Source organism: Rathayibacter sp. AY2B5 (genome assembly GCF_002931645.1).
Classification (GTDB): domain Bacteria; phylum Actinomycetota; class Actinomycetes; order Actinomycetales; family Microbacteriaceae; genus Rathayibacter.
On record NZ_PSUE01000024.1, the window covers coordinates 1 to 23,210 of the forward strand.

Genomic DNA, 23,210 nt, shown 5'->3' on the forward strand with positions numbered 1-23,210 from the left:
GCCTGCGGCCGCCGGTGTCCTCCGGGTGGTCGAGTAGCCGCCCGGCCCTCGCCCGGTCCCGATACGCCGCCGCGCGGCTACTCGACCACCCGGAGGACACCGGCGGCCGCAGGCTCGCACTCCGATCCGCCACCCTCTCGCCGCACCCTCCGAGGCGAACCGGCGATCCGCGTGTCAGCGGATCGTCGTAGCCGGACGCACGACGCTCTCACCGACCCGGCCACCCTCCCCAGCCGACCGCGCCGAGCCGGGCAGGGACCGGCTCGCCACAGGCACCGCGAACCGGCGATCCGCGTGTCAGCGGATCGTCGTAGCCGGACGCACGACGCTCTCACGAACCCGGCCACCCTCCCCAGCCGACCGCGCCGAGCCGGTCGGGGACCGGCTCGGAATTCAATACAGACAGTTCGGCCCCAGCAGGCTCTTCAGCTCGCCGAAGAGGTCCGGGGTGATGCGCACGGGGAACGGCACCTCGAACACGCGGGCCGTGTCGCCCTTGATGAGCTTCAGGCGCACCTCGGTCTGGCCGGAGTGGCGGATGAGCACGTCGCTGAGCTGCGAGACCGTGTCGGTGGTCGCGCGCGACTCGGGCATCGAGACGGTGAGCGGTCCCGAGTCGCCGTCCTGGCTCATCTCGGGGGCGAACAGGCTGAACGCGTGCAGATTCATCCCGTCGTCGCGCATGCTGACGCGGCCTCTGACGACGACGATGGAGTCGTTCGTGAGCGCCGGGGCGAACTCCTGGTACGCCTTCCCCATGAACATGCAGGTGATCTCGCCGCCGAAGTCCTCGACCTGGATCATCCCGTACTGGTTGCCGGAGGCCTTGGCCATGCGGTGCTGGACGCTCGTGACGAGGCCCGCGACGACCACGGTCTCGCCGTCGGCGATCGTCTCCGAGATCAGCAGGTCGGCGATCGTGGTGCTGTAGTGCTTGGCGAGCTCGGTCTCGAGTCCGGCGAGCGGATGGTCGGACACGTAGAGCCCGAGCATGTCGCGCTCGAAGGCGAGCTTGTCGCGCTTGGCCCATTCGGGCCGCTCGGGCACCTGGATCGCGGCCTGCGGCTCGTCCCAGAGGCTGTCGAAGTCGAAGCCGACCTGGCCGTTCGCCTCGTTGCGCTTCTCCCCCACCGCCGCCTCGACGGCGTCCTCGTGCACCTCGACCAGGGCGCGGCGCGTCGAGCCGAGCGAGTCGAAGGCGCCGGCCTTGATCAGCGACTCGATGGTGCGCTTGTTGGTCACCTGCAGCGGCACCTTGCGGAGGAAGTCGTGGAACGTCTCGAAGCGGCCCTTCTCCTCGCGGGCGGCCCGGATGCCCTCGACGACGTTCATGCCGACGTTGCGGACGGCGCCGAGGCCGAAGCGGATGTCGGTGCCGACGGCGGTGAAGAAGCCGATCGACTCGTTGACGTCCGGCGGGAGCACCTTGATCCCCATCCGCCGGCACTCGTTGAGGTAGGCGGCCATCTTGTCCTTGGAGTCGCCGACGCTGGTGAGCAGCGCGGCCATGTACTCCGCGGGGTAGTGCGCCTTGAGGTACGCCGTCCAGTAGGAGACGACGCCGTACGCCGCCGAGTGCGCCTTGTTGAAGGCGTAGTCGGAGAAGGGCAGCAGGATGTCCCAGAGGGTCTTGACGGCCTCCATCGAGTAGCCGTTGGCGATCATGCCGCCCGAGAAGCCCTCGAACTGCTTGTCCAGCTCGGACTTCTTCTTCTTGCCCATCGCGCGCCGCAGCAGGTCGGCCTGCGCGAGCGTGAAGCCCGCGAGCTTCTGCGCGATCGACATGACCTGCTCCTGGTACACGATCAGGCCGTAGGTCCCTCCGAGCACCTCCGAGAGCGGCTCCTCGAGCTCCGGGTGGATCGGGGTGATCTCCTGCACGCCGTTCTTCCGCAGCGCGTAGTTGGTGTGGGAGTCGGCGCCCATCGGGCCCGGCCGGTAGAGCGCGAGGACTGCGGAGATGTCCTCGAAGTTGTCGGGCTTCATCAGTCGGAGAAGGCCGCGCATCGGGCCGCCGTCGAGCTGGAACACGCCGAGCGTGTCGCCGCGGGCGAGGAGGTCGTAGGCGGCCTGGTCGTCGAGCTCGAGGTCCTCGAGCACGAGGTCCTGTCCGCGGTTGGCGCGGATGTTGTCGAGGGCGTCGTCGATGATCGTGAGGTTCCGCAGCCCCAGGAAGTCCATCTTGATCAGCCCGAGCGACTCGCACGCGGGGTAGTCGAACTGCGTGACGATCTGGCCGTCCTGCTCCCGCTTCATGATCGGGATGATGTCCAGCAGCGGATCGCTGGACATGATGACGCCGGCCGCGTGCACGCCCCACTGGCGCTTGAGGTTCTCGAGCCCGAGCGCGGTGTCGAAGACCAGCTTGGCCTGCGGGTCCTCGGCGATGACGTTGCGCACGTCGAGCGCTTCCTTGTAGCGCGCGTGGGCGGGGTCGTTGATGCCGCTGAGCGGGATGTCCTTGCCCATGATCGCGGGCGGCATGGCCTTCGTCAGCTTCTCGCCCATCCCGAACGGGAAGCCGAGGACGCGCGAGGCGTCCTTGAGAGCCTGCTTCGCCTTGATGGTGCCGTAGGTGACGATCTGCGCGACGCGCTCGTCGCCGTACTTCTCGGTGACGTAGCGGATGACCTCGCCGCGGCGACGGTCGTCGAAGTCGACGTCGAAGTCGGGCATGGAGACGCGGTCGGGGTTGAGGAAGCGCTCGAAGATCAGGCCGTGGCGCAGCGGATCGAGGTCGGTGATCTTCATCGCGTAGGCCGCCATCGAGCCGGCACCGGAGCCGCGGCCGGGACCGACGCGGATCCCGTTGCGCTTGGACCAGTTGATGAAGTCGGCGACGACGAGGAAGTAGCCGGGGAAGCCCATCTGCAGGATGACGCGGGTCTCGTAGTCCGCCCGGTCGCGCACCTCCTGGGAGATGCCGTCCGGGTAGCGCTCGCGCAGTCCGGCCTCGACCTCCTTCACGAACCAGGTGTCCTCCGTCTCGCCCTCCGGCACCGGGAAGCGGGGCATGTAGTTCGCCGAGGTGTCGAACTGGACGTCGCAGCGCTCCGCGATGAGGAGCGTGTTGTCGCAGGCCTCGGGGTGGTCGCGGAAGACCTGGCGCATCTCGCGCGGCGACTTGAGGTAGAACTCGTCCGCGTCGAACTTGAAGCGCTTGGGGTCGTCGAGGGTGGTCCCGGACTGCACGCAGAGCAGCGCCGCGTGCGAGGTCGCGTCGTGCGCGTGCGTGTAGTGCAGGTCGTTGGTGGCGACCAGCGGGAGGTCGAGGTCCTTCGCGAGCCGGATGACGTCGCCGATCACCCGCCGCTCGATGTCGAGGCCGTGATCCATGATCTCGGCGAAGAAGTTCTCCTTGCCGAAGATGTCGCGGTAGTCGGCGGCCGCCTGGCGGGCCTCCTTGTACTGGCCGAGGCGCAGGCGCGTCTGGACCTCGCCGCTCGGGCAGCCCGTGGTGCCGATCAGGCCCTCGGAGTACTGCGAGAGGATCTCGCGGTCCATGCGCGGCTTGAAGTAGTAGCCCTCGATCGACGCGCGCGAGGAGAGGCGGAAGAGGTTGTGCATGCCCGTCGTGGTCGAGCTGAGCAGCGTCATGTGGGTGTACGCGCCAGAGCCGGACACGTCGTCCCCTCCGCCGTCACCCCAGCGGATGCGGGTCTTGTCGGAGCGGTGCGTCCCCGGGGTGAGGTAGGCCTCGGTGCCGATGATCGGCTTGATCCCCGCCGCCGTCGCGGTGCGCCAGAAGTCGAAGGCGCCGAACACGTTCCCGTGGTCGGTCACGGCGATGGCCGGCATGCCCTCCTCGACCGCCGCGTCGATCAGCGGCTTCACCCGCGCTGCACCGTCGAGCATCGAGTACTCGCTGTGCACGTGGAGGTGGACGAAGGAATCGTTACTCGGCAAGGATGCGCCTCCGGCGGACTGCGGGCAGGGGAGGGATGGCCGGCGACCCGGGAGGGCCCGTGGACACGGCGGGAAGAAGTCTAACCGCGCCGGACGCGGGTCCGGCCGGGAGAGCGCGGATCACTCCCCGCGCAGCACCTCGAGGGCGTGCACCAGGTCGTCGGGGTAGGACGCCTCGAACTGCACCCACTCCCCCGAGCCCGGGTGGGTGAAGCCGAGCCGGACCGCGTCGAGCCACTGGCGGGTGAGGCCGAGCCGCTTTGAGAGGGTCGGATCGGCGCCGTACATCGCGTCGCCGACGCACGGGTGGCGCTGGGCGGCCATGTGCACGCGGATCTGGTGGGTGCGGCCGGTCTCGAGGTGGATCTCGAGGAGGGAGGCGAACGGGAAGGCCTCGATCGTCTCGTAGTGGGTCACCGAGGGCTTGCCGTCGGCGCGGACCGCGAACTTCCAGTCCGAGGACGGGTGGCGGCCGAGCGGGGCGTCGATCGTGCCGGCGAGCGGGTCGGGGTGGCCCTGCACGACCGCGTGGTAGACCTTCTCGACCGTGCGGTCGTGGAACGCGCGCTTGAGGTGCGTGTAGGCGCGCTCGGACTTCGCGACGACCATGAGGCCGCTCGTGCCGGCGTCGAGCCGGTGCACGATCCCCGCGCGCTCGGCCGCACCGGAGGTCGACACGGTGAAGCCCGCGGCGGCGAGAGCGCCGAGCACCGTCGGTCCCTCCCAGCCCACGGCGGGGTGCGCGGCCACTCCGACGGGCTTGTCGATCACCACGATGTCGTCGTCGTCGTGCACGATGCCGAGGCCGGGGACCGCCATCGGCACGATCCGCGGCTCCTCGCGCGGGTTCCACTCGACGCTCAGCCAGGTTCCGGCGCGCACGCGGTCGCTCTTGTCGAGGACCCGTCCGTCGGCGCTCACTCCGCCCGCCTCGGCGACCTCGGCCGCGAAGGTGCGCGAGAAGCCGAGCAGCTTCGCGACGGCCGCGTCCACGCGGAGGCCGTCGAGCCCGTCCGGGACCGGCAGCTCTCGGGACTGCGCCATCAGCGTCCGCCGGGGCGGTCGGCGTCGCGGGCCGCCTCCTCGACGGAGGAGGCCGCTGCGGGGGCGCCCGCTCCGGGGGCGGCGGGAGCGCCGTTCTCGGACACGACCTGGTCCTGCTCGTCGTCGCCCGCGCGCTCACGGGTGCCGTCGAGGCCGACGCCCCGCACGCTCAGGAGGACGAACAGCGCCATCGCCGTGCAGATCGCGATGTCGGCGACGTTGTAGATCGCCGGGAGCAGCCACGGCGTGAAGAGGAAGTCGACGACGTGTCCGAGCCCGAAGGAGGGCTCTCGGAACAGCCGGTCGAAGAGATTGCCGAGGGTGCCGCCGAGCAGCAGGCCGAAGAAGACGCCCCACGCGGTGGAGCGGATCCGGCGCGAGAACCAGATCACGGCGACGACGACGCACGCCGCGATGATCGAGAAGATCCAGGTCGACCCGCTCGCGAGGGAGAAGGCGGCGCCCGGGTTCTTCACGTAGTGCAGGATCAGGACGTCGCCGAGGACGTGGACGTCCTCGCCCAGGGTCAGGTTCGTCGTGACCAGGAACTTCGCGGTCTGATCGATCGCGAAGACCGCGAGCGCGACGAGGCCGAGGGTGACGAGCACCCTCGGCCTGACGTCCGCTGCGGCGGGACTACGCCCCAAAGCCCGACAGCGAGGACTCCGTCGACGCCGGCTGGGTGTCGAGGTCGCGGAGCTGGCCCTCGATGTAGCTCTTCAGCTTCTGGCGGTACTCGCGCTCGAAGGTGCGGAGCTCGTCGATGCGGTGCTCGACCGTCGCGCGCTCCTCCTCGAGCTTCGCGACCTGCTGGCGCTGCTTGGCCTCGGCCTCGGCGACGATGCGGGCGGCCGTGGCACGTCCCTCGGCGACGAGAGCGTCGCGCTTCTCGGCACCCTCGCGCACGTGCTCCTCGTGGAGGCGGCGGGCGAGCTGCAGGAGTCCGCTGGAGCTCTCGGCCTCGTCGACCGGAGCCGACTGCGAGGAGCTGACGGGAGCGACGACCGGTGCGGGAGCCGGGGTGGGCTCGGGCTCGGGCTGCGGCTCCGGCTCGGGTGCCTCGTCGACCACCGGGGCGGGAGCAGGAGTGCTCTCGCGCGGGGCGTCGGGGACTCGGGCGTCCGACGGGCGGCTGTCGCCGGAGGAGAGGCGCTGACGAAGCTCCTCGTTCTCCTGGTTCAGGCGGCGGAGCTCCACGACGACCTCGTCGAGGAAGTCGTCGACCTCGTCCTGGTCGTATCCCTCACGGAACTTGGTCGGCTGGAACCGCTTGTTGACAACGTCTTCGGGAGTGAGCGCCATGGCTTTCCACCTTCGATTTCAAGTAGGTACACGTTTAACAACGCGCGACTAAAGCTAGCAACTTCAGGCGCACGGCGCAGTGCTGACACCGCGGGGAACGTCCGGACGTGCCAACGATACAGGGACGGTCAGTCGCGCTGGAGCCACGTGGCGATGTACATGCCCACGATGACGCAGAGCATGGTGAGGCTCCAGCCGAAATCGAGGGCGATCGGACCGATCGAGACCGGCTTGATCAGGCGTCGGAAGAAGCCGATCGGCGGGTCCGTGATGGTGTAGACGCCCTCCGCGGCGACGAGGCCGGCACCGCGGGGGCGCCAGTCGCGTCGGATCACGCGGACGAGGTCGAGCACGAACCGCGCCCACATCGCGAAGAAGTAGAGCAGCAGCACGAAGTACAGGACGCTCCCGAGGAGCGAGACGACGGAGGTCACCGGGGGCCAGGGCTCCCCGGGATCAGGACTTCGCGAAGAACGACGCGTCGGCGTCGCTCTCGGCGGAGGCGGAGTCGCCGGCGACGGTGATGTGCGACGGCGAGAGCAGGAAGACCTTGCTCGTCACGCGCTCGATGCGGCCGTAGAGGCCCTGCGAGAGTCCGCTCGCGAAGTCGATGAGGCGGCGGGCGTCCGCATCGCTCATCTGCGAGAGGTTGATGATCACGGGGATGCCGTCGCGGAAGTTCTCCGCGATGACCTGCGCGTCGCGGTACTGCTTCGGGTGGACGGTGAGGATCTCGTTCATCTCGGCGGGTGCCGTCGCCTTCGGGGTCTGGGGGGTGGGCTTGCGGAGCGGGGTGACCGTTGCGCGGGGCTGCTGCACCGGCTCGACGGGAGGGACGGGCTGCACCGGGGAGACCGGTGCGCGGTGGGCCGTCGCCGGGGCCGCCTCGACGGGCTCTGCGCGCTCGTACTCGACCTCTTCGTCGGCGAGTCCGAGGTAGACCATCGTCTTCTTCAGCGGGTTGGCCATGGGGTGTCCTCCGTGTCGTGTGTGCTCCCACAGGTGGGTCACCACGAGGTTAGGTGCGGGCGGGGCGTTCTCCGGTGATTGCCGATCCGATTCGCAGGTGTGTCGCACCCTCCGCGATCGCCTCGGCGAAGTCGTTCGACATGCCCGCCGAGATCGCCGTGGCGGAGGGCTCGACGGCGCGCACGCGGTCGGAGATCGACCGGAGCCGGGCGAAAGCCGGACGGGGCTCCTCGTCCAGCGGAGCGACCGCCATCACGCCTCGCAGCGTGAGGCCGGGCGCCCCGGCGAGAGCCTCGGCGAGGGGCTCGACGTCGGCGGGCGACGCTCCCCCGCGGTCGGGATCCTCGGTGAGGTTGACCTGCAGGAACACGTCGAGCGGCTCCTCCCCCGCCTCCAGCAGCGGGACGAGCGCGAGCCGGTCGACGGAGTGGACCGCGTCGGCGTAGCGCCGCACCTGGCGCGCCTTCTTGCTCTGGAGCTGCCCGATGAAGTGCCAGCGCGCAGCGGTCCCCGCCAGCTCGGCCGACTTCTCCTGCGCCTCCTGGTGCCGGTTCTCGCCGAAGTCGACGACGCCCAGCTCGAGGAGGTCGCGGAGCAGCGACACGGGGTGGAACTTGGTCACCACGATGGTCGTGACCGAGGACGCCTCGCGACCGGCCGAGCGGGTCGCGTCGGCGACCCGCTCGGAGACCTCGGCCCAGCGCGCGGCCAGCTCCGGATCCGGCACGACTACTTGAGGAAGTCGGGGATGTCCAGGTCGCTGTCGTCGTCGTCGAAGGACGGGTCGGCGACAGGGGCCGGGGCGGCGACGGGGGTGCTCGACCAGATCGAGCCGGCCGCAGGAGCGGCGGCGGGAGCCGGGACGGGCTCGGCGGCCGACTCGCTCGCCGAGCTCTGCTGCTGGCGCGGCTGGGCGATCGCGGCCTGAGCGGTCCCGCCCGGCTCTCCGCCGTCGAAGCCCGCGGCGATGACGGTGACGCGCACCTCGTCGCCGAGCGTGTCGTCGATCACGGCACCGAAGATGATGTTCGCCTCGGCGTGCACCGCCTCCTGGACGAGGCGCGCCGCGTCGTTGATCTCGAAGATGCCGAGGTTCGAGCCGCCCTGGATCGAGAGGAGCACGCCGTGCGCGCCGTCGATGCTGGCCTCGAGCAGCGGTGAGGCGACGGCCAGCTCGGCCGCCTTGATCGCGCGATCGGCGCCGCGCGACGAGCCGATGCCCATCAGCGCCGAGCCCGCGCCCTGCATGACCGACTTCACGTCGGCGAAGTCGAGGTTGATCAGGCCGGGCGTGGTGATCAGGTCGGTGATGCCCTGGACGCCGGCGAGGAGCACCTGGTCGGCTGTCGCGAAGGCCTCGAGCATCGAGATGCCGCGGTCGCTGATCTCGAGCAGGCGGTCGTTCGGAACGACGATGAGCGTGTCGACCTCGTTCTTCAGCGTCGCGACGCCGGCCTCGGCCTGCGTCTGACGACGGCGTCCCTCGAACCCGAAGGGCTTGGTCACGACGCCGATGGTGAGGGCGCCGATCGACTTGGCGATCCGCGCGACGACGGGCGCGCCGCCGGTGCCGGTGCCGCCGCCCTCGCCCGCGGTGACGAAGACCATGTCGGCCCCCGCGAGGACCTCCTCGATCTCCTCGGCGTGGTCCTCGGCGGCGCGGCGGCCGACCTCGGGGTCGGCGCCGGCGCCGAGTCCGCGGGTCAGCTCGCGGCCCACGTCGAGCTTGACGTCGGCGTCGCTGAGCAGGAGCGCCTGGGCGTCCGTGTTGATCGCGATGAATTCGACACCGCGCAGGCCGAGCTCGATCATGCGGTTGACGGCGTTGACGCCGCCACCGCCGATGCCGACGACCTTGATCACGGCGAGGTAGTTCTGGTTTGAAGTCACGTCTCCGGCCTCCGGGCTGAACCTTAAACCTGTAGTTGAGGCTTAAAGTTATGCTGAGTATGCATTTGGGGTTCGGCTCCGACGGTAGGCGGAGTCCGGTCGCGCTCCCAGCAGACACGCCCGCAACGCTCGAAAGAACGCGCGGATCCGCCGCCGGTCAGGGCCGGGGCGCCACGACTGCGGCCTGGGGCGAGGACACGTCGTAGGTGCCGACGACGGCGGGGTCGGTCGCGGCCATCAGCTTCTCGAGCACGACGGCCTTGAGCGCCGACTCGTCCGACCCGCCCCAGACGACTTCCGTGCCGTTCTGCAGGGTGAGCGAGACGTCGTCGCCGGTCGTGGCTGTGGCGGCCGTCACCTGCGGAGCGAGCGACGCGGGCAGGGAGCGCAGCACCCGCGCGGTCGCGCGGAAGCCGGCTCCCGAGGCGTCGCCGGACGCGGTGGTGAGGACCGGGTAGCCGGGCTGCGCCGAGTCCGCCGTCTCGATGACGACTCCGGCCGCGTCCACGAGCTCGAAGCGGCCCCCCGCCGCGATCACACCGAGGGGCGTGCGCTCGACGATCGACACCACGAGGGTGCTCGGCGGCCGGGTCTGCACCGAGTAGCTCTGGATGAGCGGGGACGCGCCCAGCACGCGGCCGACCTCGTCCCGGTCCACCAGGGTGAGCGGGACGCCGAGCTGGTCGTCGAGCTCGCTCTGCAGGGCGGCGGCGTCGACGCGCTGGGTGCCCGAGATCTCGATCGTGCGCACGGCCATGAGCGGCGAGAAGGCCGCGACTCCGACGATCAGGGCGAGGGCGACGAGCGACCCGGCCACGACCAGGGCGATCAGGCGGCGCCGACGCGCGCGCTTCGTGAAGCGGCGGACCTCCCCCCGCTCGTAGCGCCTCCGCTCGCGGGCGGCCCGGGAGACGGCCCGGTTCTCGGCACCGGGCAGGCGCAGGCCCGAGAGGGTGCGGCGGACCGCGCCCGCGCGCGACGGAGTGCGCTCGGCCGGCTCCGGGTCCACGCGGATCGCGGTGACGATCCGGATCGGCTCGGTGTCCGGCTCCGGCTCGCCGCCGCGCGCGGGGACGCTCCGACCGGGCGCCGGAGGGCGTCCGCCGTCGGGCCGCTTCACGGCCGCTCCCCCGCTTCGGGCGCGAGGACCGCGGTCATCGTGCGACCGGCGCGGCCTCGCTCGCGCCGAGCGACTCGAGCACCTGCGGGATGATCCGGTAGACGTCGCCGCAGCCGAGGGTGATGACGAAGTCGCCCTCGCGCGCGATGCCGGCCGTGAGGCGGGCCGCCTCCGCCCAGTCCGGGACGAACGAGACGTGCGACGGGTCGGCGAACTTCTCGCTGACCAGCGCTCCGGTCACTCCGGGCTCCGGATCCTCGCGCGCCCCGTAGACGTCGAGGACGATCGTCTCGTCGGCGTAGCGCTCGAGCGTCTCGGCGAACTCGCGGGCGAAGAGGCGGGTGCGGCTGTAGAGGTGCGGCTGGTGCACGGCGATGATGCGGCCCTCGCCGACCACGGTGCGCGCGGCGGAGAGGGCGGCGGCCACCTCGGTGGGGTGGTGGGCGTAGTCGTCGTAGACGCTGACTCCGCGGACCGCTCCGTGCAGCTCGAAGCGGCGCTCCGTGCCTCCGAACGCCGACACGGCCTCGAGCGAGGCGGCCGGATCGAAGCCCAGGCCCACCAGCACTGCGAACGCGCCGGCCGCGTTGATCGCGTTGTGCCGGCCGGGGATGCGGAGGCGGGCCGAGTAGCGCCTGCCCTCGTACTCGACCGAGAAGCCGACGGGGCCGACGAGGTCGAGGTCGACGACGCGGACGTCCGCCCCCTCGGCCTCGCCGAAGGTCAGCACCCGTCCGCCGACCAGCCGCTCGGTGACGCGGACGGCGCCGGGGTCGTCGGAGGAGATGACGACGAGCTCGCTCGCGGAGGAGGCGAAGGTGACGAAGGCCTCCTCGAACGCCTCCAGCGATCCGTAGTGGTCGAGGTGGTCCGGGTCGACGTTCGTGATGAGGGCGACCGCGGTGTCGTAGAGGAGGAAGCTGCCGTCCGACTCGTCGGCCTCGACGACGAAGACCTCGCCGGAGCCGGCGGCGGAGGAGGTGCCGAGGCTCTCGATGATGCCGCCGTTGACGAAGCTGGGGTCGGCGTCGACGCCGAGCAGGCCGGTGACGATCATGCCGGTCGACGTGGTCTTGCCGTGCGCTCCGGCCACCGCGACCAGGCGCCTGCCGCGCACCAGCCAGGCGAGGGCCTGCGAGCGGTGCAGCACGGGCAGGCCGCGCTCCTTCGCGAGCAGGTACTCGGGATTGTCGGGCCACAGGGCGGAGGTGACGACGACCGCCTCGGCGTCCCCGAGGTTCGCCGCGTCGTGGCCGATGGCGACCGGGACGCCGAGCTCCCGCAGCTGCTCGATGGGGTGGGACTCGCGGACGTCGGACCCGGTGACCCGGTGCCCGGCGTGGTGGAACAGCCGGGCGATCCCGCTCATCCCGGAGCCGCCGATGCCGATGAAGTGGACCGAGCCGAGCTCGTCGGGGACGGTGATGCCGAGGTCGGGCTTGATCACGGGGCTCTCGCTTTCGGGTGGGTCGCGGCGGGCGGGAGGGGCCTCCCGCGGTGCGCCGGATCAGTGTAGACGGTGGGCGGGAGTGCTCTCACGAGCCGCGCGGAGCGGGCTCAGCGCGGAGCGGAGAGGGTCGACTCGATCAGGTCGACGAGCCGCCCGGAGCCGTCGCGGACTCCCACGCGGGCAGCCCGGCGCGCCATCTCGTCGCGACGGGCGGTGTCGCCCAGGAGCGGTACGAGCTCCCGCTGGACCCAGCCGGGGAGGAAGGCGGCGTCCTCGACGAGGACCGCTCCCCCGGCGTCGACGACGCCGCGCGCGTTGTAGCGCTGCTCGCCGTTGCCGACCGGGTACGGGACGTAGACCGCGGGCAGGCCGAGGGCTGTCAGCTCGCTGACGGTCGCCGCCCCCGCGCGGGAGACGGCCACGTCCGCGGCGGACAGCGCGAGGTCCATCCGGTCGCAGTAGGCGAGGAGGTGGTAGCCGGCCACCCCCGGGTCCGTGATCTCGGCACGGTCGCCCGTGATGTGGAGGACCTGGAAGCCGGTGGCGACGAGATCCCGGGCGGCGGCGTGCACCGTCGCGTTGATCCGTCGAGCGCCGAGGGAGCCGCCGGTCACCAGGAGGGTCTGCCGGGACGGGTCGAGGCCCAGCGCCGCCATCGCCTCGTCGCGGCGCGCGGCCCGGTCGAGCTCGGCGATCTCGCGGCGCAGCGGCATGCCGACCACCCGCGCGTGCGGCAGGGGCGTGCCCTCGAAGGCCACGCCGACCGAGCGGGTCGCGCGCGCGCCGAGGCGGTTGGCGAGCCCGGGGCGCGCGTTGGCCTCGTGGACGGTGAAGGGGACGCCGGCGCGGCGGGCCGCCAGGTAGGCGGGTGCTGCCGCGTACCCTCCGAAGCCGACCACCGCGTCGATCCGCCGGTCGCGGATCGTCCGGACGATGCCGGCGATGGTCGCGCGGAAGGCTCCGGGGAACCGCAGCGCCGCCGCGTTCGGGCGGCGCGGGAACGGCAGCCGCGGGATCACCGAGAGCTCGTAGCCGCGGAGGGGGACGAGGCGCGCCTCGAGCCCCTCGGCGGTGCCGAGCACGAGCACTTCGTCGCGCGGGTTCCGCCTGCGGATCTCGTCGGCCGTCGCGAGCAGCGGATTGACGTGGCCGGCGGTGCCGCCGCCGGCGAGCAGGTAGCGGGTCACTCCGCCGCCGCCTTCCTGCGGCGCAGCACGCCAGCGCCGGGCAGGGGCGCGGTCTGGGTGCGGGCGAAGGAGAGGACGACGCCGATGGCGAGGAGCGAGCTGAGCAGGGCGGTGCCTCCGGAGGAGATCAGCGGCAGCGGGACCCCCAGCACCGGGAGCACCCCCAGGACGACGCCGATGTTGACGAACGCCTGGCCGATCAGCCAGACCATGATCGCGCCGGTGCTGATCCGCACGAACGGATCGGAGGACGCGTGGATGACGCGGAAGAAGGCGACCGCGAGGACCACGAACAGCGCCAGGACGACGATCGCTCCGATCAGCCCGAGCTCCTCGCCGATGATGGCGAAGATGTAGTCGTTGTCCGCGGCGGGCAGCCAGGACCACTTGGCCTTGGAGTTGCCGAGGCCCACGCCGAAGATCCCGCCGGAGGCCATCGCCCAGGTGCCGTGCACCGGCTGCCAGCACGAGTTCTGGTACTCCTCGACGTTGGAGCAGTCGCCGAGGAAGGACATGATCCGGGTGAGGCGGTTGTCGCTGGAGACGGCGAACAGCACCGCTCCGATCGCGCCGACCACCACGATCGGCACGAGGACCTTCATCTGGACGTTCGCGTAGAAGAGTGCGGCGAGGACGATGCCCGCCATGATCACGACCGTGCCCAGGTCGCCTCCGATGAGGACCAGTCCGATCGCCGCGCCGCCGACGATCAGGACGGGGATGAGCGCGTCCTTCCAGTCCTTCGGCGACCGGTAGCGGCGGGCGAGCAGGAGCCCCAGCCAGAGGGCGAGCGCGAGCTTGATGATCTCGGAGGGCTGCATGCTGAAGGCGCCGAGGCGGATCCAGTTGCGGTTCCCGCCGACGGAGTCGCCGAGCGGCGTGAAGAGCACGAGGCACTGGAGGACGCAGCCGGCGATGAGCAGGATCGGCGTCACGCGCTTCCACACGCCGAGGGGCAGCCGCGAGACCACCAGCATCATCGGGATCCCGAGGAGGGCGAACCCGCCCTGGCGCAGGAAGCCCCCGAAGGAGTCGTCGCTCGACACGTAGGAGGTGACCGACGAGGAGGAGAGCACCATCGTCAGTCCGAACAGCACCAGGAAGAGCGTGGTTCCGAAGAGGAGGTAGAAGTTCGGCGAGTGGGAGGCGAAGACCTTCGAGAGGACGATCCGCGCGGAGCGGGCCCCGCTCCGGTCCTTCCCGCGCGGCTCAGTGCGCGAGCGGCCCGCGGGGCGGCTCGTCGTCGGAGCGGTCATCGGCTCCCCCTCCCAGGTGTGTCGCCACGGCGGCCGCGAAGGAGCGGCCCCGAGCCGCGTAGTCGAGGAACTGGTCCATCGAGGCCGCGGCGGGTGCGAGCAGGACGACGTCCCCCGAGCGGGCGAGCGTCGCGGCCGCCTCGACGGCCGCCTGCATCACCGCACCAGTGTCGTCCGGCGCCGCCTCGCTCACGGGGAGGGCGGGCGCGTGTCGTCGGAATGCCGCGAGCAGCGCCGAGCGGTCGGCGCCGATCACCACGGCGCCCCGCAGGCGGCCGACGTGCGCGGCCACGAGGGCGTCCACGTCGACGCCCTTGAGCAGGCCGCCGACGACCCAGACGACCGACGGGTACGCGCGCAGCGAGGCGTCGGCGGCGTGCGGGTTCGTGGCCTTGGAGTCGTTCACCCAGGTCACCCCGTCGTGCTCGGCGACGACCTGGATGCGGTGGGCGTCGAGCTCGAAGGACGCCAGCGCGGTGCGGACGGCCGTGACCTCGATCCCGCACGCTCGGGAGAGCGCTGCCGCGGCGAGCACGTTCTGGACGATGTGCGGAGCGGCGAGGTTCCGAGCGGCGAGCTCGTCCACGGTGGTGATCTCGAGGGCACTGGTGCGGCGGTCCTCGAGGAAGGCGCGGTCGCAGAGGATGCCGTCGACGATCCCGAAGTCGCTCGGGCCGGGCACGCCGAGGCCGAACCCGATCGCCCGGGCGCCCTCCACCACCTCGGCGTCGAGCACCATCTGCTCGGTCGCCGCGTCGGCGCGGTTGTACACGCAGGCGACGCGGGTGCCGGCGTAGACCTTGCCCTTGGCTGCGCGGTAGGCGTCGAACGAACCGTGCCAGTCGAGGTGGTCGTCGGCGATGTTGAGGCACGCGCTCGCGATCGGCTCGATCGCGCCCAGGTAGTGCAGCTGGTAGCTCGAGAGCTCCACGACGAGGACGTCGAAGCCCTGCGGGTCGCGGACCGCGTCGAGCACGGGCACGCCGATGTTGCCGCAGGGGGCGGCGCGGAGGCCGCCGGCCACGAGCATCGTCGCCGTGAGCTGGACGGTCGTGGTCTTCCCGTTGGTGCCGGTGACGGCCACCCAGTCCGCCGGAGTGCCGTCGGCGCGCACGACCTTGTCGCGGACGCGCCAGGCGAGCTCGACGTCGCCCCACACGGGGATCCCGGACTCCGCCGCCCACACGAGGATCGGGTGCGTCGGCCGGAAGCCGGGCGACACCACGACCAGCTCCGGTGCGAACGCGTGCAGCTCCTCCGGAGCGGAGTCGAGGCGGTCGGCCCGGTGCAGGCGGGCGCCGATCACCTCGAGCAGGCGCTCGCGCTCCTCGTCGGCGCGGTCGGCGAGGACCAGCACCTCGGAGCCGAGCTCGGTCAGGGTGTCGGCCACCGAGAACCCGGTGACGCCCAGGCCCAGCACGGCGACGCGCAGGCCGCGCCAGTCCGAGTGCCAGCTGCGGAGGGAGTCGGGACGGGCGGGATCGGTCATGCCAGCGACAGCCATTCCAGGTAGAAGAGCCCGACTCCGGCGGCGACGAAGATGCCGGCGATGATCCAGAACCGGACCACGACGGTGATCTCGGCCCAGCCCTTGAGCTCGAAGTGGTGGTGGAGCGGGCTCATCAGGAAGATGCGCTTGCCCCGGGTCAGCTTGAAGTAGATCCGCTGGAGGATGACCGAGCCGGTCACGATGACGAACAGGCCGCCGATGAGGATGACCAGCAGCTCGGTGCGGGTGAGGATCGCCAGGGCCGCGAGCGCGCCGCCGAGGCCGAGCGAGCCGGTGTCGCCCATGAAGATCTGCGCCGGCGAGGTGTTCCACCAGAGGAAGCCCACCAGGGCACCGGAGACGGCCGCCGCGATGATGGCCAGGTCGAACGGGTCGCTCACCTGGTAGCACTTGTCGACGACCTCGGGGTTGAGGTGCTGGTCGAAGCACCACTGGTTCGACTGCCAGAACCCGATGATGACGTAGGAGCCGATCGCGAGGATCGAGGACCCGGTGGCGAGTCCGTCGAGCCCGTCGGCGACGTTCACGCCGTTCGACGTGCTGGTGACGATGATGCAGATCCACAGCACGAACAGGCCGATGCCGATCCAGCCGAGGGAGGCGAAGTCGAACGGCAGGTCGCGGATGAACGAGATCGAGGTGGACGCGGGGGTGAGCCCGTTGGAGTCGCGGACCACGATCGCGATCACCGCGAAGGCCGCGGCGACGATGACCTGGCCGGCGATCTTCGCCCAGCCGCCGAGGCCGAGGCTGCGCTGGTTGCGGGTCTTCAGGAAGTCGTCGACGAAGCCGACGAGTCCGAGCCCGACCATCATGAAGAGCACCAGCAGGGCCGACGGCGCGATCGCCCGGTTGCCGAACAGCATCCCGAGGAAGTAGCCGACCACGGTGCCGATGATGATGACGATGCCGCCCATCGTCGCCGTGCCGTGCTTGACGTGGTGCGACTTCGGTCCGTCCTCGCGGATGAACTGGCCCCACTGCAGGCGGTGGAAGAGGCGGATGAACAGGGGCGTCATCAGGAGCGTGAAGGCTCCCGAGAACGCGCCGGACAGGAGGAGTGCCCTCATCGGTGACGCTCCCCGAGACGGTCGGCGAGGAAGCGCAGCCCCGCGGAGTTGGACGACTTGACCAGCACGGTGTCGCCGGGTCGCAGGTAGTCCTCGAGGAGGTCGAACGCCTCGTCGGAGGTCTCCGCGAAGACGGACTCGCCGCTCCACGATCCCTCGCGCTCGGCCGCGACGTGGATCCGGCGGGCGCCTCGGCCCACCACCACGATCTGGGAGATGTTGAGGCGGACGGCCAGCAGGCCCACGCGCTCGTGCTCCTCGTCGGCCCACTCGCCGAGCTCGCTCATCTCTCCCAGGACGGCGACGGTGCGCCCCCCGGGCTTCGCGATCTGGGCGAGGGTGCGCAGGGCGGCCGCGGTGGAGTCGGGACTCGCGTTGTACGCGTCGTTGATGACGCGGACGTCCTCGCCGCCCAGGACCTCCATGCGGCCGCGCTCGGCGAGGGTGACGGTCGCGAGAGCCTCGACGATCGCGGGCAGCGCCACTCCGACAGAGAGCGCGGCGGCGGTCGCCGCGAGGGCGTTCATCACGTGGTGCTCGCCGAGGACGCGCAGCAGGAGCTCGGCGCGAGCGGCCTCGCGGCCCTCCCCCGCCGAGACCTCGATGGCGAAGCGGGTGCCGTCGGCGGTCGCGTCGATGTCGACGGCGCGGACGTCCGCGCTCTCGCCGCGGCCGAACCAGAGGACCCGGGCGGCGGTGCGGCCCGCCATCGAGGCGACCCGGCCGTCGTCGGCGTTCAGCACGGCGACGTCGTCGGCGGTGAGGTCGGCGACCATCTCGGTCTTGGCCTCGAGCGTGCGCTCGATCCCGCCGAACTCGCCGGCGTGCGCGAGGCCCACGGCGAGGACGACGCCGACGTCGGGCCTGGCCATCCGGACGAGGCGGCGGATCTCGCCGACCGCGCTCGCGCCCATCTCGGCGACGAGGAAGCGCGTCGACTCGGACACCTGGAGCATCGTGATCGGCGCGCCGACCTCGTTGTTGAAGGATCCGCGCGGAGCGACCGTCTCGCCGACCCGCTCGAGGACGGTGCGGAGGAGGTTCTTGGTCGTCGTCTTGCCGTTCGAGCCGGTGACGCCGATGACGGTGAGCCCGCCCTTCGCGCGGACGCGGCGGACGACCTCGGTCGCCAGTGCGCCGAGCGCCTCGACGGAGTCGTCGACGAGGACCTGCGGCACGTCGAGGTCGAGCGGGCGCTCCACGATGAGGAGTGCGGCACCGCGCTCGAGAGCGGCGGGAGCGAAGAGGTGGCCGTCGGTGTGCTCGCCGCGCTTGGCGACGAAGATCCCGCCGGGCGCGATCTCGCGGGAGTCGGTCTCGGTCGCTCCGTCGATCACGGTGGCGGCCGTGGCGGACGAGCCGGCCAGGTGGAGGCGTCCGGAGACGGCCTCGGCGATCTCGGTGAGGGTGAGGGCGATCATCTACAGCCAGCCCGCCTCGCGCAGCGCGTGACGGACGTCGTCTCTGGCCGAATACGGCATGTGCACTCCTGCGATCTCCTGGTGGTCCTCGTGGCCGGGCCCGGCGTAGAGGATCGAGTCCCCTTCGCGCGCGAGGGCGACGGCGGCGCGCACGGCGGCGCGCGGGTCGGCGATCTCGTGGATCTCCCGGTCGGGCACGGCGGCCCGGGCGCCCTGGAGGAGCGCGGCACGGATGGCGGCCGGATCCTCCCAGCGCGGGTGGAAGTCGGTGACGACCACGACGTCGGCGAGGCGGGCGGCGATGGCGCCCATGTCGCTCCGCTTGGTCGTGTCGCGGTCCCCGTCCGCCCCGAACACCATGAACAGGCGGCCGGGCGTGATGGTCCGCAGCGCCTCGAGCGCGTTCTGGAACGCGTCGGGGGTGTGGCCGTAGTCGACGTAGACGCGCGGTCCGCGCTCCCCCGAGACGAGCTCGGCGCGGCCCGGGATGTAGACGTCGAGACGGCTGTCCTCGAGCGCGTGCGCGACGGCGTCCAGGTCGAAGCCCGACTCCACCAGCATCACGATCGCCAGCGCGGCGTTGGAGGCCATGTACCAGCCGATCAGCGAGACGGTGACGACGACGGAGCGGTTCTCGGGCCCCTCCAGGCGGAAGGTGGTGCTGTCGGGCGTCGCGTCCAGCACCGTCATCGACCAGTCGGCGGGCGTCGTCGGGGCGACTCCGACGACCGGAGAGCCGGCGAGCGTCGCGACGGGGATGCGGCTGCGCTCGGCGAGCTCGCGCCCCCAGGCGCTGTCGACCGTGACGACGCCGCGGCGTGCGCGCTCCGGCTCGAAGAGGTCGGCCTTGGCCTCGAAGTACTCGCGCAGATCGGAGTAGTCGTCGAGGTGGTCGTGGCTGAGGTTCGTGAAGCCGACGACGTCGAAGACGAGGCCGTCGATCCGGTGCCGCGTGAGCGCCTGCGCCGACACCTCGATGGAGACCGCGCGGACGGCGGACTCGCGCATCCGAGCGAGCAGGCCGTGCAGCTCGCTCGCCTCGGGAGTGGTCAGCGAGCTGACCACGGCGACGTCGCCGATCCGGCGCTCGGCGGTGGAGCTGAGGCCGGAGACGACTCCGAGCCGGCGCAGCAGCGCGTCGAGGATGTAGACGACGCTCGTCTTGCCGTTGGTCCCCGTCACGCCGAAGAGCGTCGGGACGTCCTCGCGGGTGCGGTGGATCCACGCGGCGACGTCACCGAGGGCGGCCCGCGGGTCGGGGGTCACCAGCACGGGCAGGCCGCTGTCGGCGGCGAGCTCCGCTCCGGCGGGATCGGTCAGCACGGCGACGGCTCCGGACGCCGCGGCGGCGGACGCGAAGGCCGCGCCATGGGCACGGCGTCCTGCGACACCGACGTAGAGGTCTCCGGACTCGACCTGGTTCGAGTCCAGCGTGACTCCGCTCACCTCGACGCCCTCGAGGCCGCGGACCGGGCCGAGGGAGAACTCGGCCACGAGCTGCGAGAGGCTCCGCGGCACGGGGTGCTCGGGGCGGAGGGAGGACTGCGGGCGAGGGTCGTGCACTGCCCGCTCTTTCTCTCGTTCTGGTGCGTGGATCGTGGTCCCGGCGGGGCTCACCACGTCGTGGGGTACTGGACGGGCGGCACCGTGGACGGCTCCACCCGGTTGGTCTTGAGCACCTGGGTCATGACCTGCTGGAAGACGGGAGCCGTCGCCTGGGACGTGTTCATCTTAACCGGATCGGCGATGGTGACCGTCACGACGTACTCCGGGTCCTCCGCCGGCGCGAGCCCGGCGAGCGAGACGGTGTAGCTCTTCGAGTAGCCGCCCTTCCCGTCGGGCTGCTGCGCGGTACCGGTCTTGGTGGCGATGTTGTAGCCGTCGACGTGGATGTCGTTCGCCAGCCAGCCCTCGTTGTAGTGCGTCTGCAGCATGTCGACGACCTGCTTCGCGGCCGAGCTCGACACCACCTGGGTGCCCGTCGCATCGGGGACGTCCACGACGGAGCCGTCGGCCGTGGTGCAGCCGTCGATCAGCTGCGACGGGAGCCGCACTCCGCCGTTGCCGAGCGTCTGGTAGATGCTCGCGACCTGCACCGCGGTCGCCGAGACGCCCTGGCCGAACATCGTCGTGTAGTTCGTCTGGTTGTCCCAGTCCTGGTAGTCGGCGAGCAGGCCGCCCTCCTCGCCGGGGAAGCCGCTCGTGGTGGGCGTGCCGAGACCGAACTTCTGCAGGTAGTCGTAGCGGGTCTGGGCCGACAGGCGGGAGCCGAGCATCGAGATGCCGACGTTCGACGAGTCCTTGAGGATGCCGGTCAGCGTGTAGTTCGTCGGGGTGTGCGCGAAGTCGTCGCTGAACGAGGCGCCGTCCTTCTCGAAGGAGTCCGGGACGACGACCTGGGTCGTCGGGCCCGCCTGGCCCTGGTCGATCAGCATCGCGGCCGTCATCGGCTTGAAGGTCGAGCCCGGCTCGAACGGCGCGCGGAAGGCGCGCGAGCTGCGGTCTGCGGAGGCGCTCGCCTCGACGTTGTTGGGGTCGACGGTCGGCGTCTCGGCCACGGCGAGCAGCTTGCCGGTCTTGACCTCCTGCACCACGACGATCCCGTAGCTGCCGCCGACCTCGGCGACGCGCTGCGAGAGGACCTGCTGGGAGTAGTACTGGAGGTCGGAGTCGATGGTGAGCTTCAGCGTCCCGCCGTCGACCGCCGGGGTCTCCGAGACGGTGCTGCCCGGGATCCGGACGTAGTCGGCGCTGCGCTCGTAGCTCTCGGACCCGTTCTGCCCCGCGAGGCAGGTGTTCTCCGCGTACTCCATGCCCTCCTGGGCCGCTCCGTCCGCCCCGACGTAGCCGACGAGGTTGCCGGCCACCGCGCCGTTGGGGTAGCTGCGTCCCTGCTGGGTCTCGAAGTAGGTCCACGGGATGTCGAGCGCGACGAGCTTCTGGTAGGCCTCGAGGTCGAGCCCCTCCGAGAGGATCAGGTAGTTGGCCTTCGCGTCCTTCGCGAGCGCGGCGTCCACCGCTCCGGTGATCTGCTCGACCGACTGCCCGGTGATCGCGCCGATCTCGGAGGCGGCCTGCTGCACGCTGACCATGACCTTCTGGTCCTCGCCCAGCTCGCGCGGGAACTCGGCCACGTTCTTCGGCGAGGTCGTCAGCCGGTAGCGCGTGGTGGTGTCCGCGAGCACCGTCCCGGAGCGGTCCACGATGGGGCCGCGCTGGCCGTAGGTGACGACGCTGTTCGACTGGTTCTGGGCGGCCGCATCGGTGAGCTCGTTCGCCCGCACGATCTGGATGTCCACCAGCTTGCCGATGAAGAGTCCGACGACGGCGACGATGATGACGAACGTGACGGCCGTGCGGCGTCTGCTCGAGCGGTGGTGTCTCACTGCGGCGGTGTCCTTCTTGCTCCGGGCGGGCGGGCCGCCGTTCGTCGGGTCCGGATGGTCGTCGTGCGCCCCGCGGGGCGGGTGCCCGCGCGGAGGCGGACCGCGACGCCGTGCGTCAGTGCGTGATGGGCGCGGGCAGCTCGCCCTGCAACGGTACGGCCGCACCGTCGACAGCAGGGGAGGACGCGCTCGCGCCGGGCTGGAGAGCCGGGACGAGGGCGTTGGGCACGAGCGGCGCGGAGGCGGTGCCCGCGACTTCGCTCGACGCGGCGGAGGAGGGGTCACCCAGCACGGCGCCGTCCGAGAGGCGGAGGTAGACCGGCGCGGTGTTGGCGACCATGCCCAGGCCCTGTGCGGCGGTGGCGAGGTTCTGCGGCGAGCTCAGCGTGTCGACGGCGTCCTGCTTCTCCGCGTTGCTGCGGGTGAGCGACTTCTGCTCGGTCTGCAGCGCCGAGATCTGGTAGGCCCCCTGCGAGAGGCCGACGCTCACCAGGAGCTGGACGACGATGATCGCGAAGAGGCCGGCGACGGCGACGATCCCGTAGACGAGCTTCGGGCGCGACTGCGCCTGACCGGCCGGGACGGCCTCGATGCGGGGGCGGGGCGCCTCCTCCTCGGGGCGTGCTCGGCGGGCGGTGTCGATGACGGCGGGGTCGATGACGGCGGTGGCGCTCATGCGGTGCTCCTGATCCTCTCGGCCGCGCGCAGACGCACGGGTGTCGCTCGGGGGTTGCGGGCCTTCTCGTCGTCGGAGGCGAGCTCGGCTCCGCGGATGACGAGTCGGAACTCGGGTCGGTGCTCCGGCAGCTCCATCGGGAGGCCGGCCGGGGCGGTGGAGGAGGACGCGGCCTGGAGCGCGCGCTTGACGATCCGGTCCTCGAGCGACTGGTACGCCTCGACGACGATCCGCCCGCCCTCGTTGATCCGGCCCAGCGCGGCGGGGATCGCCCGCTCGAGGACGGACAGCTCCTGGTTGACCTCGATCCGCAGCGCCTGGAAGACGCGCTTGGCGGGGTGGCCGTTCCGCTGGATCGCGACCGGGGTCGCCGCCTGGATGATCTCGACGAGACGGCCGGAGCGCTCCAGCGGAGCCTCGCGACGGGCCTCCACGATCTTCTTGGCGTAGCGCGCGGCGAGGCGCTCCTCGCCGTACTCGTGGAAGATGCGGCGCAGGGCGGTCTCGTCGTAGTCGGCGAGGATGCTCGCCGCCGTGAGCGGGGCGGTCGAGTCCATCCGCATGTCGAGCGGCGCGTCCTTGGAGTAGGAGAACCCGCGCTCGGTCTCGTCGAGCTGGAGCGAGGAGACGCCGAGGTCGAAGAGCGCACCGTCGATCGTGTCGATGCCCAGCTCGTCGAGCACGTCGGGCAGCTCGTCGTAGACGGCGTGCACGAGGTCGATCCGGGAGGCGTGGGCGGAGAGCCGCTCCCCCGCGAGCTGTAGCGCCTCGGGGTCGCGGTCCAGGCCCACGAGGTGCAGGCCGGGGAAGCGCTCGAGCAGCGCGAGCGAGTGCCCGCCCATGCCGAGCGTCGCGTCGACGACGACCGCCCCGTCGCGCTCCAGCGCCGGAGCCAGGAGCTCGACGCAGCGCTCGAGCAGCACCGGGAGGTGCCGCTCCTCGGTCGGGCGCGGAGCGCCCTTCGGAGTGTTCTCTGCCATGGCGGTCCCGCCGTTCCCGTTCCTGTCGTCCGATCCCCATCCA

At 71.4% G+C, this 23,210-nt stretch carries 19 protein-coding genes; all 19 read right to left on the reverse strand.

The genetic code is table 11. The annotated features are described in order from the left end of the window. Positions 1–393: 393 nt before the first annotated feature. The 19 genes from dnaE to rsmH all read right to left on the reverse strand — a co-directional run bounded on the left by dnaE (position 394) and on the right by rsmH (position 23,167). Entirely contained in the window at positions 394–3,855 is a 3,462-nt protein-coding gene (gene dnaE / locus C5C30_RS13685) for a DNA polymerase III subunit alpha (protein ID WP_244229655.1), read from the reverse strand. A gap of 171 nt (positions 3,856–4,026) precedes the next feature. Next, the gene (locus C5C30_RS13690) at positions 4,027–4,950 is read right to left on the reverse strand and encodes an RluA family pseudouridine synthase (protein ID WP_104273468.1); all 924 of its coding nucleotides are present in this window, start codon (positions 4,948–4,950) and stop codon (positions 4,027–4,029) included. Continuing rightward, the gene (lspA, locus tag C5C30_RS13695; protein WP_104333958.1) at positions 4,950–5,558 is read right to left on the reverse strand and encodes a signal peptidase II; all 609 of its coding nucleotides are present in this window, start codon (positions 5,556–5,558) and stop codon (positions 4,950–4,952) included. Before lspA ends, C5C30_RS13690 begins: the two co-directional genes overlap by 1 nt. Positions 5,559–5,586: 28 nt before the next feature. Beyond that, positions 5,587–6,252: a DivIVA domain-containing protein gene (locus C5C30_RS13700; protein ID WP_104267391.1), complete on the reverse strand. Its 666-nt coding sequence runs from the start codon at positions 6,250–6,252 to the stop codon at positions 5,587–5,589. A 128-nt stretch (positions 6,253–6,380) separates the two neighbouring features. Beyond that, the gene (locus C5C30_RS13705) at positions 6,381–6,686 is read right to left on the reverse strand and encodes a YggT family protein (protein ID WP_258065963.1); all 306 of its coding nucleotides are present in this window, start codon (positions 6,684–6,686) and stop codon (positions 6,381–6,383) included. A 22-nt stretch (positions 6,687–6,708) separates the two neighbouring features. Continuing rightward, a complete protein-coding gene (locus C5C30_RS13710) occupies positions 6,709–7,221 on the reverse strand; it encodes a cell division protein SepF (RefSeq protein ID WP_104222599.1) in 513 nt (170 codons plus the stop codon). 49 nt (positions 7,222–7,270) lie between these two features. Continuing rightward, positions 7,271–7,948, reverse strand: a complete 678-nt coding sequence (locus C5C30_RS13715; protein ID WP_104222598.1) for a YggS family pyridoxal phosphate-dependent enzyme — start codon at positions 7,946–7,948, stop codon at positions 7,271–7,273. 2 nt (positions 7,949–7,950) lie between these two features. Beyond that, on the reverse strand, positions 7,951–9,111 hold the full coding sequence (ftsZ, locus tag C5C30_RS13720; protein ID WP_104222597.1) for a cell division protein FtsZ: 1,161 nt from the start codon (positions 9,109–9,111) through the stop codon (positions 7,951–7,953). 157 nt (positions 9,112–9,268) lie between these two features. Further along, positions 9,269–10,231 (reverse strand): cell division protein FtsQ/DivIB, encoded by a 963-nt coding sequence (locus C5C30_RS13725; RefSeq protein ID WP_104269149.1) that lies wholly within the window; start codon positions 10,229–10,231, stop codon positions 9,269–9,271. Positions 10,232–10,265: 34 nt separating this feature from the next. Beyond that, complete coding sequence (gene murC, locus C5C30_RS13730) at positions 10,266–11,678, reverse strand: UDP-N-acetylmuramate--L-alanine ligase (protein WP_104269150.1); 1,413 nt, start codon at positions 11,676–11,678, stop codon at positions 10,266–10,268. A gap of 110 nt (positions 11,679–11,788) precedes the next feature. Next, on the reverse strand, positions 11,789–12,868 hold the full coding sequence (gene murG, locus C5C30_RS13735) for an undecaprenyldiphospho-muramoylpentapeptide beta-N-acetylglucosaminyltransferase (protein ID WP_104273472.1): 1,080 nt from the start codon (positions 12,866–12,868) through the stop codon (positions 11,789–11,791). Then, positions 12,865–14,124, reverse strand: a complete 1,260-nt coding sequence (ftsW, locus tag C5C30_RS13740; RefSeq protein ID WP_104222593.1) for a putative lipid II flippase FtsW — start codon at positions 14,122–14,124, stop codon at positions 12,865–12,867. Before ftsW ends, murG begins: the two co-directional genes overlap by 4 nt. Then, positions 14,078–15,628, reverse strand: a complete 1,551-nt coding sequence (gene murD, locus C5C30_RS13745) for a UDP-N-acetylmuramoyl-L-alanine--D-glutamate ligase (protein ID WP_258065965.1) — start codon at positions 15,626–15,628, stop codon at positions 14,078–14,080. Before murD ends, ftsW begins: the two co-directional genes overlap by 47 nt. Beyond that, positions 15,610–16,704, reverse strand: a complete 1,095-nt coding sequence (gene mraY, locus C5C30_RS13750) for a phospho-N-acetylmuramoyl-pentapeptide-transferase (RefSeq protein WP_104250755.1) — start codon at positions 16,702–16,704, stop codon at positions 15,610–15,612. The genes murD and mraY overlap by 19 nt, the downstream gene beginning before the upstream one ends. Beyond that, positions 16,701–18,125 (reverse strand): UDP-N-acetylmuramoyl-tripeptide--D-alanyl-D-alanine ligase, encoded by a 1,425-nt coding sequence (murF, locus tag C5C30_RS13755; RefSeq protein ID WP_104222590.1) that lies wholly within the window; start codon positions 18,123–18,125, stop codon positions 16,701–16,703. The genes mraY and murF overlap by 4 nt, the downstream gene beginning before the upstream one ends. Then, complete coding sequence (locus tag C5C30_RS13760) at positions 18,126–19,688, reverse strand: Mur ligase family protein (protein WP_104238697.1); 1,563 nt, start codon at positions 19,686–19,688, stop codon at positions 18,126–18,128. Between the two features lie 50 nt (positions 19,689–19,738). Further along, a complete protein-coding gene (locus C5C30_RS13765; RefSeq protein WP_258063941.1) occupies positions 19,739–21,511 on the reverse strand; it encodes a penicillin-binding protein 2 in 1,773 nt (590 codons plus the stop codon). Positions 21,512–21,626: 115 nt separating this feature from the next. After that, a complete protein-coding gene (locus C5C30_RS13770; protein ID WP_104222588.1) occupies positions 21,627–22,187 on the reverse strand; it encodes a hypothetical protein in 561 nt (186 codons plus the stop codon). Continuing rightward, a complete protein-coding gene (rsmH, locus tag C5C30_RS13775) occupies positions 22,184–23,167 on the reverse strand; it encodes a 16S rRNA (cytosine(1402)-N(4))-methyltransferase RsmH (protein WP_104225374.1) in 984 nt (327 codons plus the stop codon). Before rsmH ends, C5C30_RS13770 begins: the two co-directional genes overlap by 4 nt. Positions 23,168–23,210 lie beyond the last annotated feature (43 nt).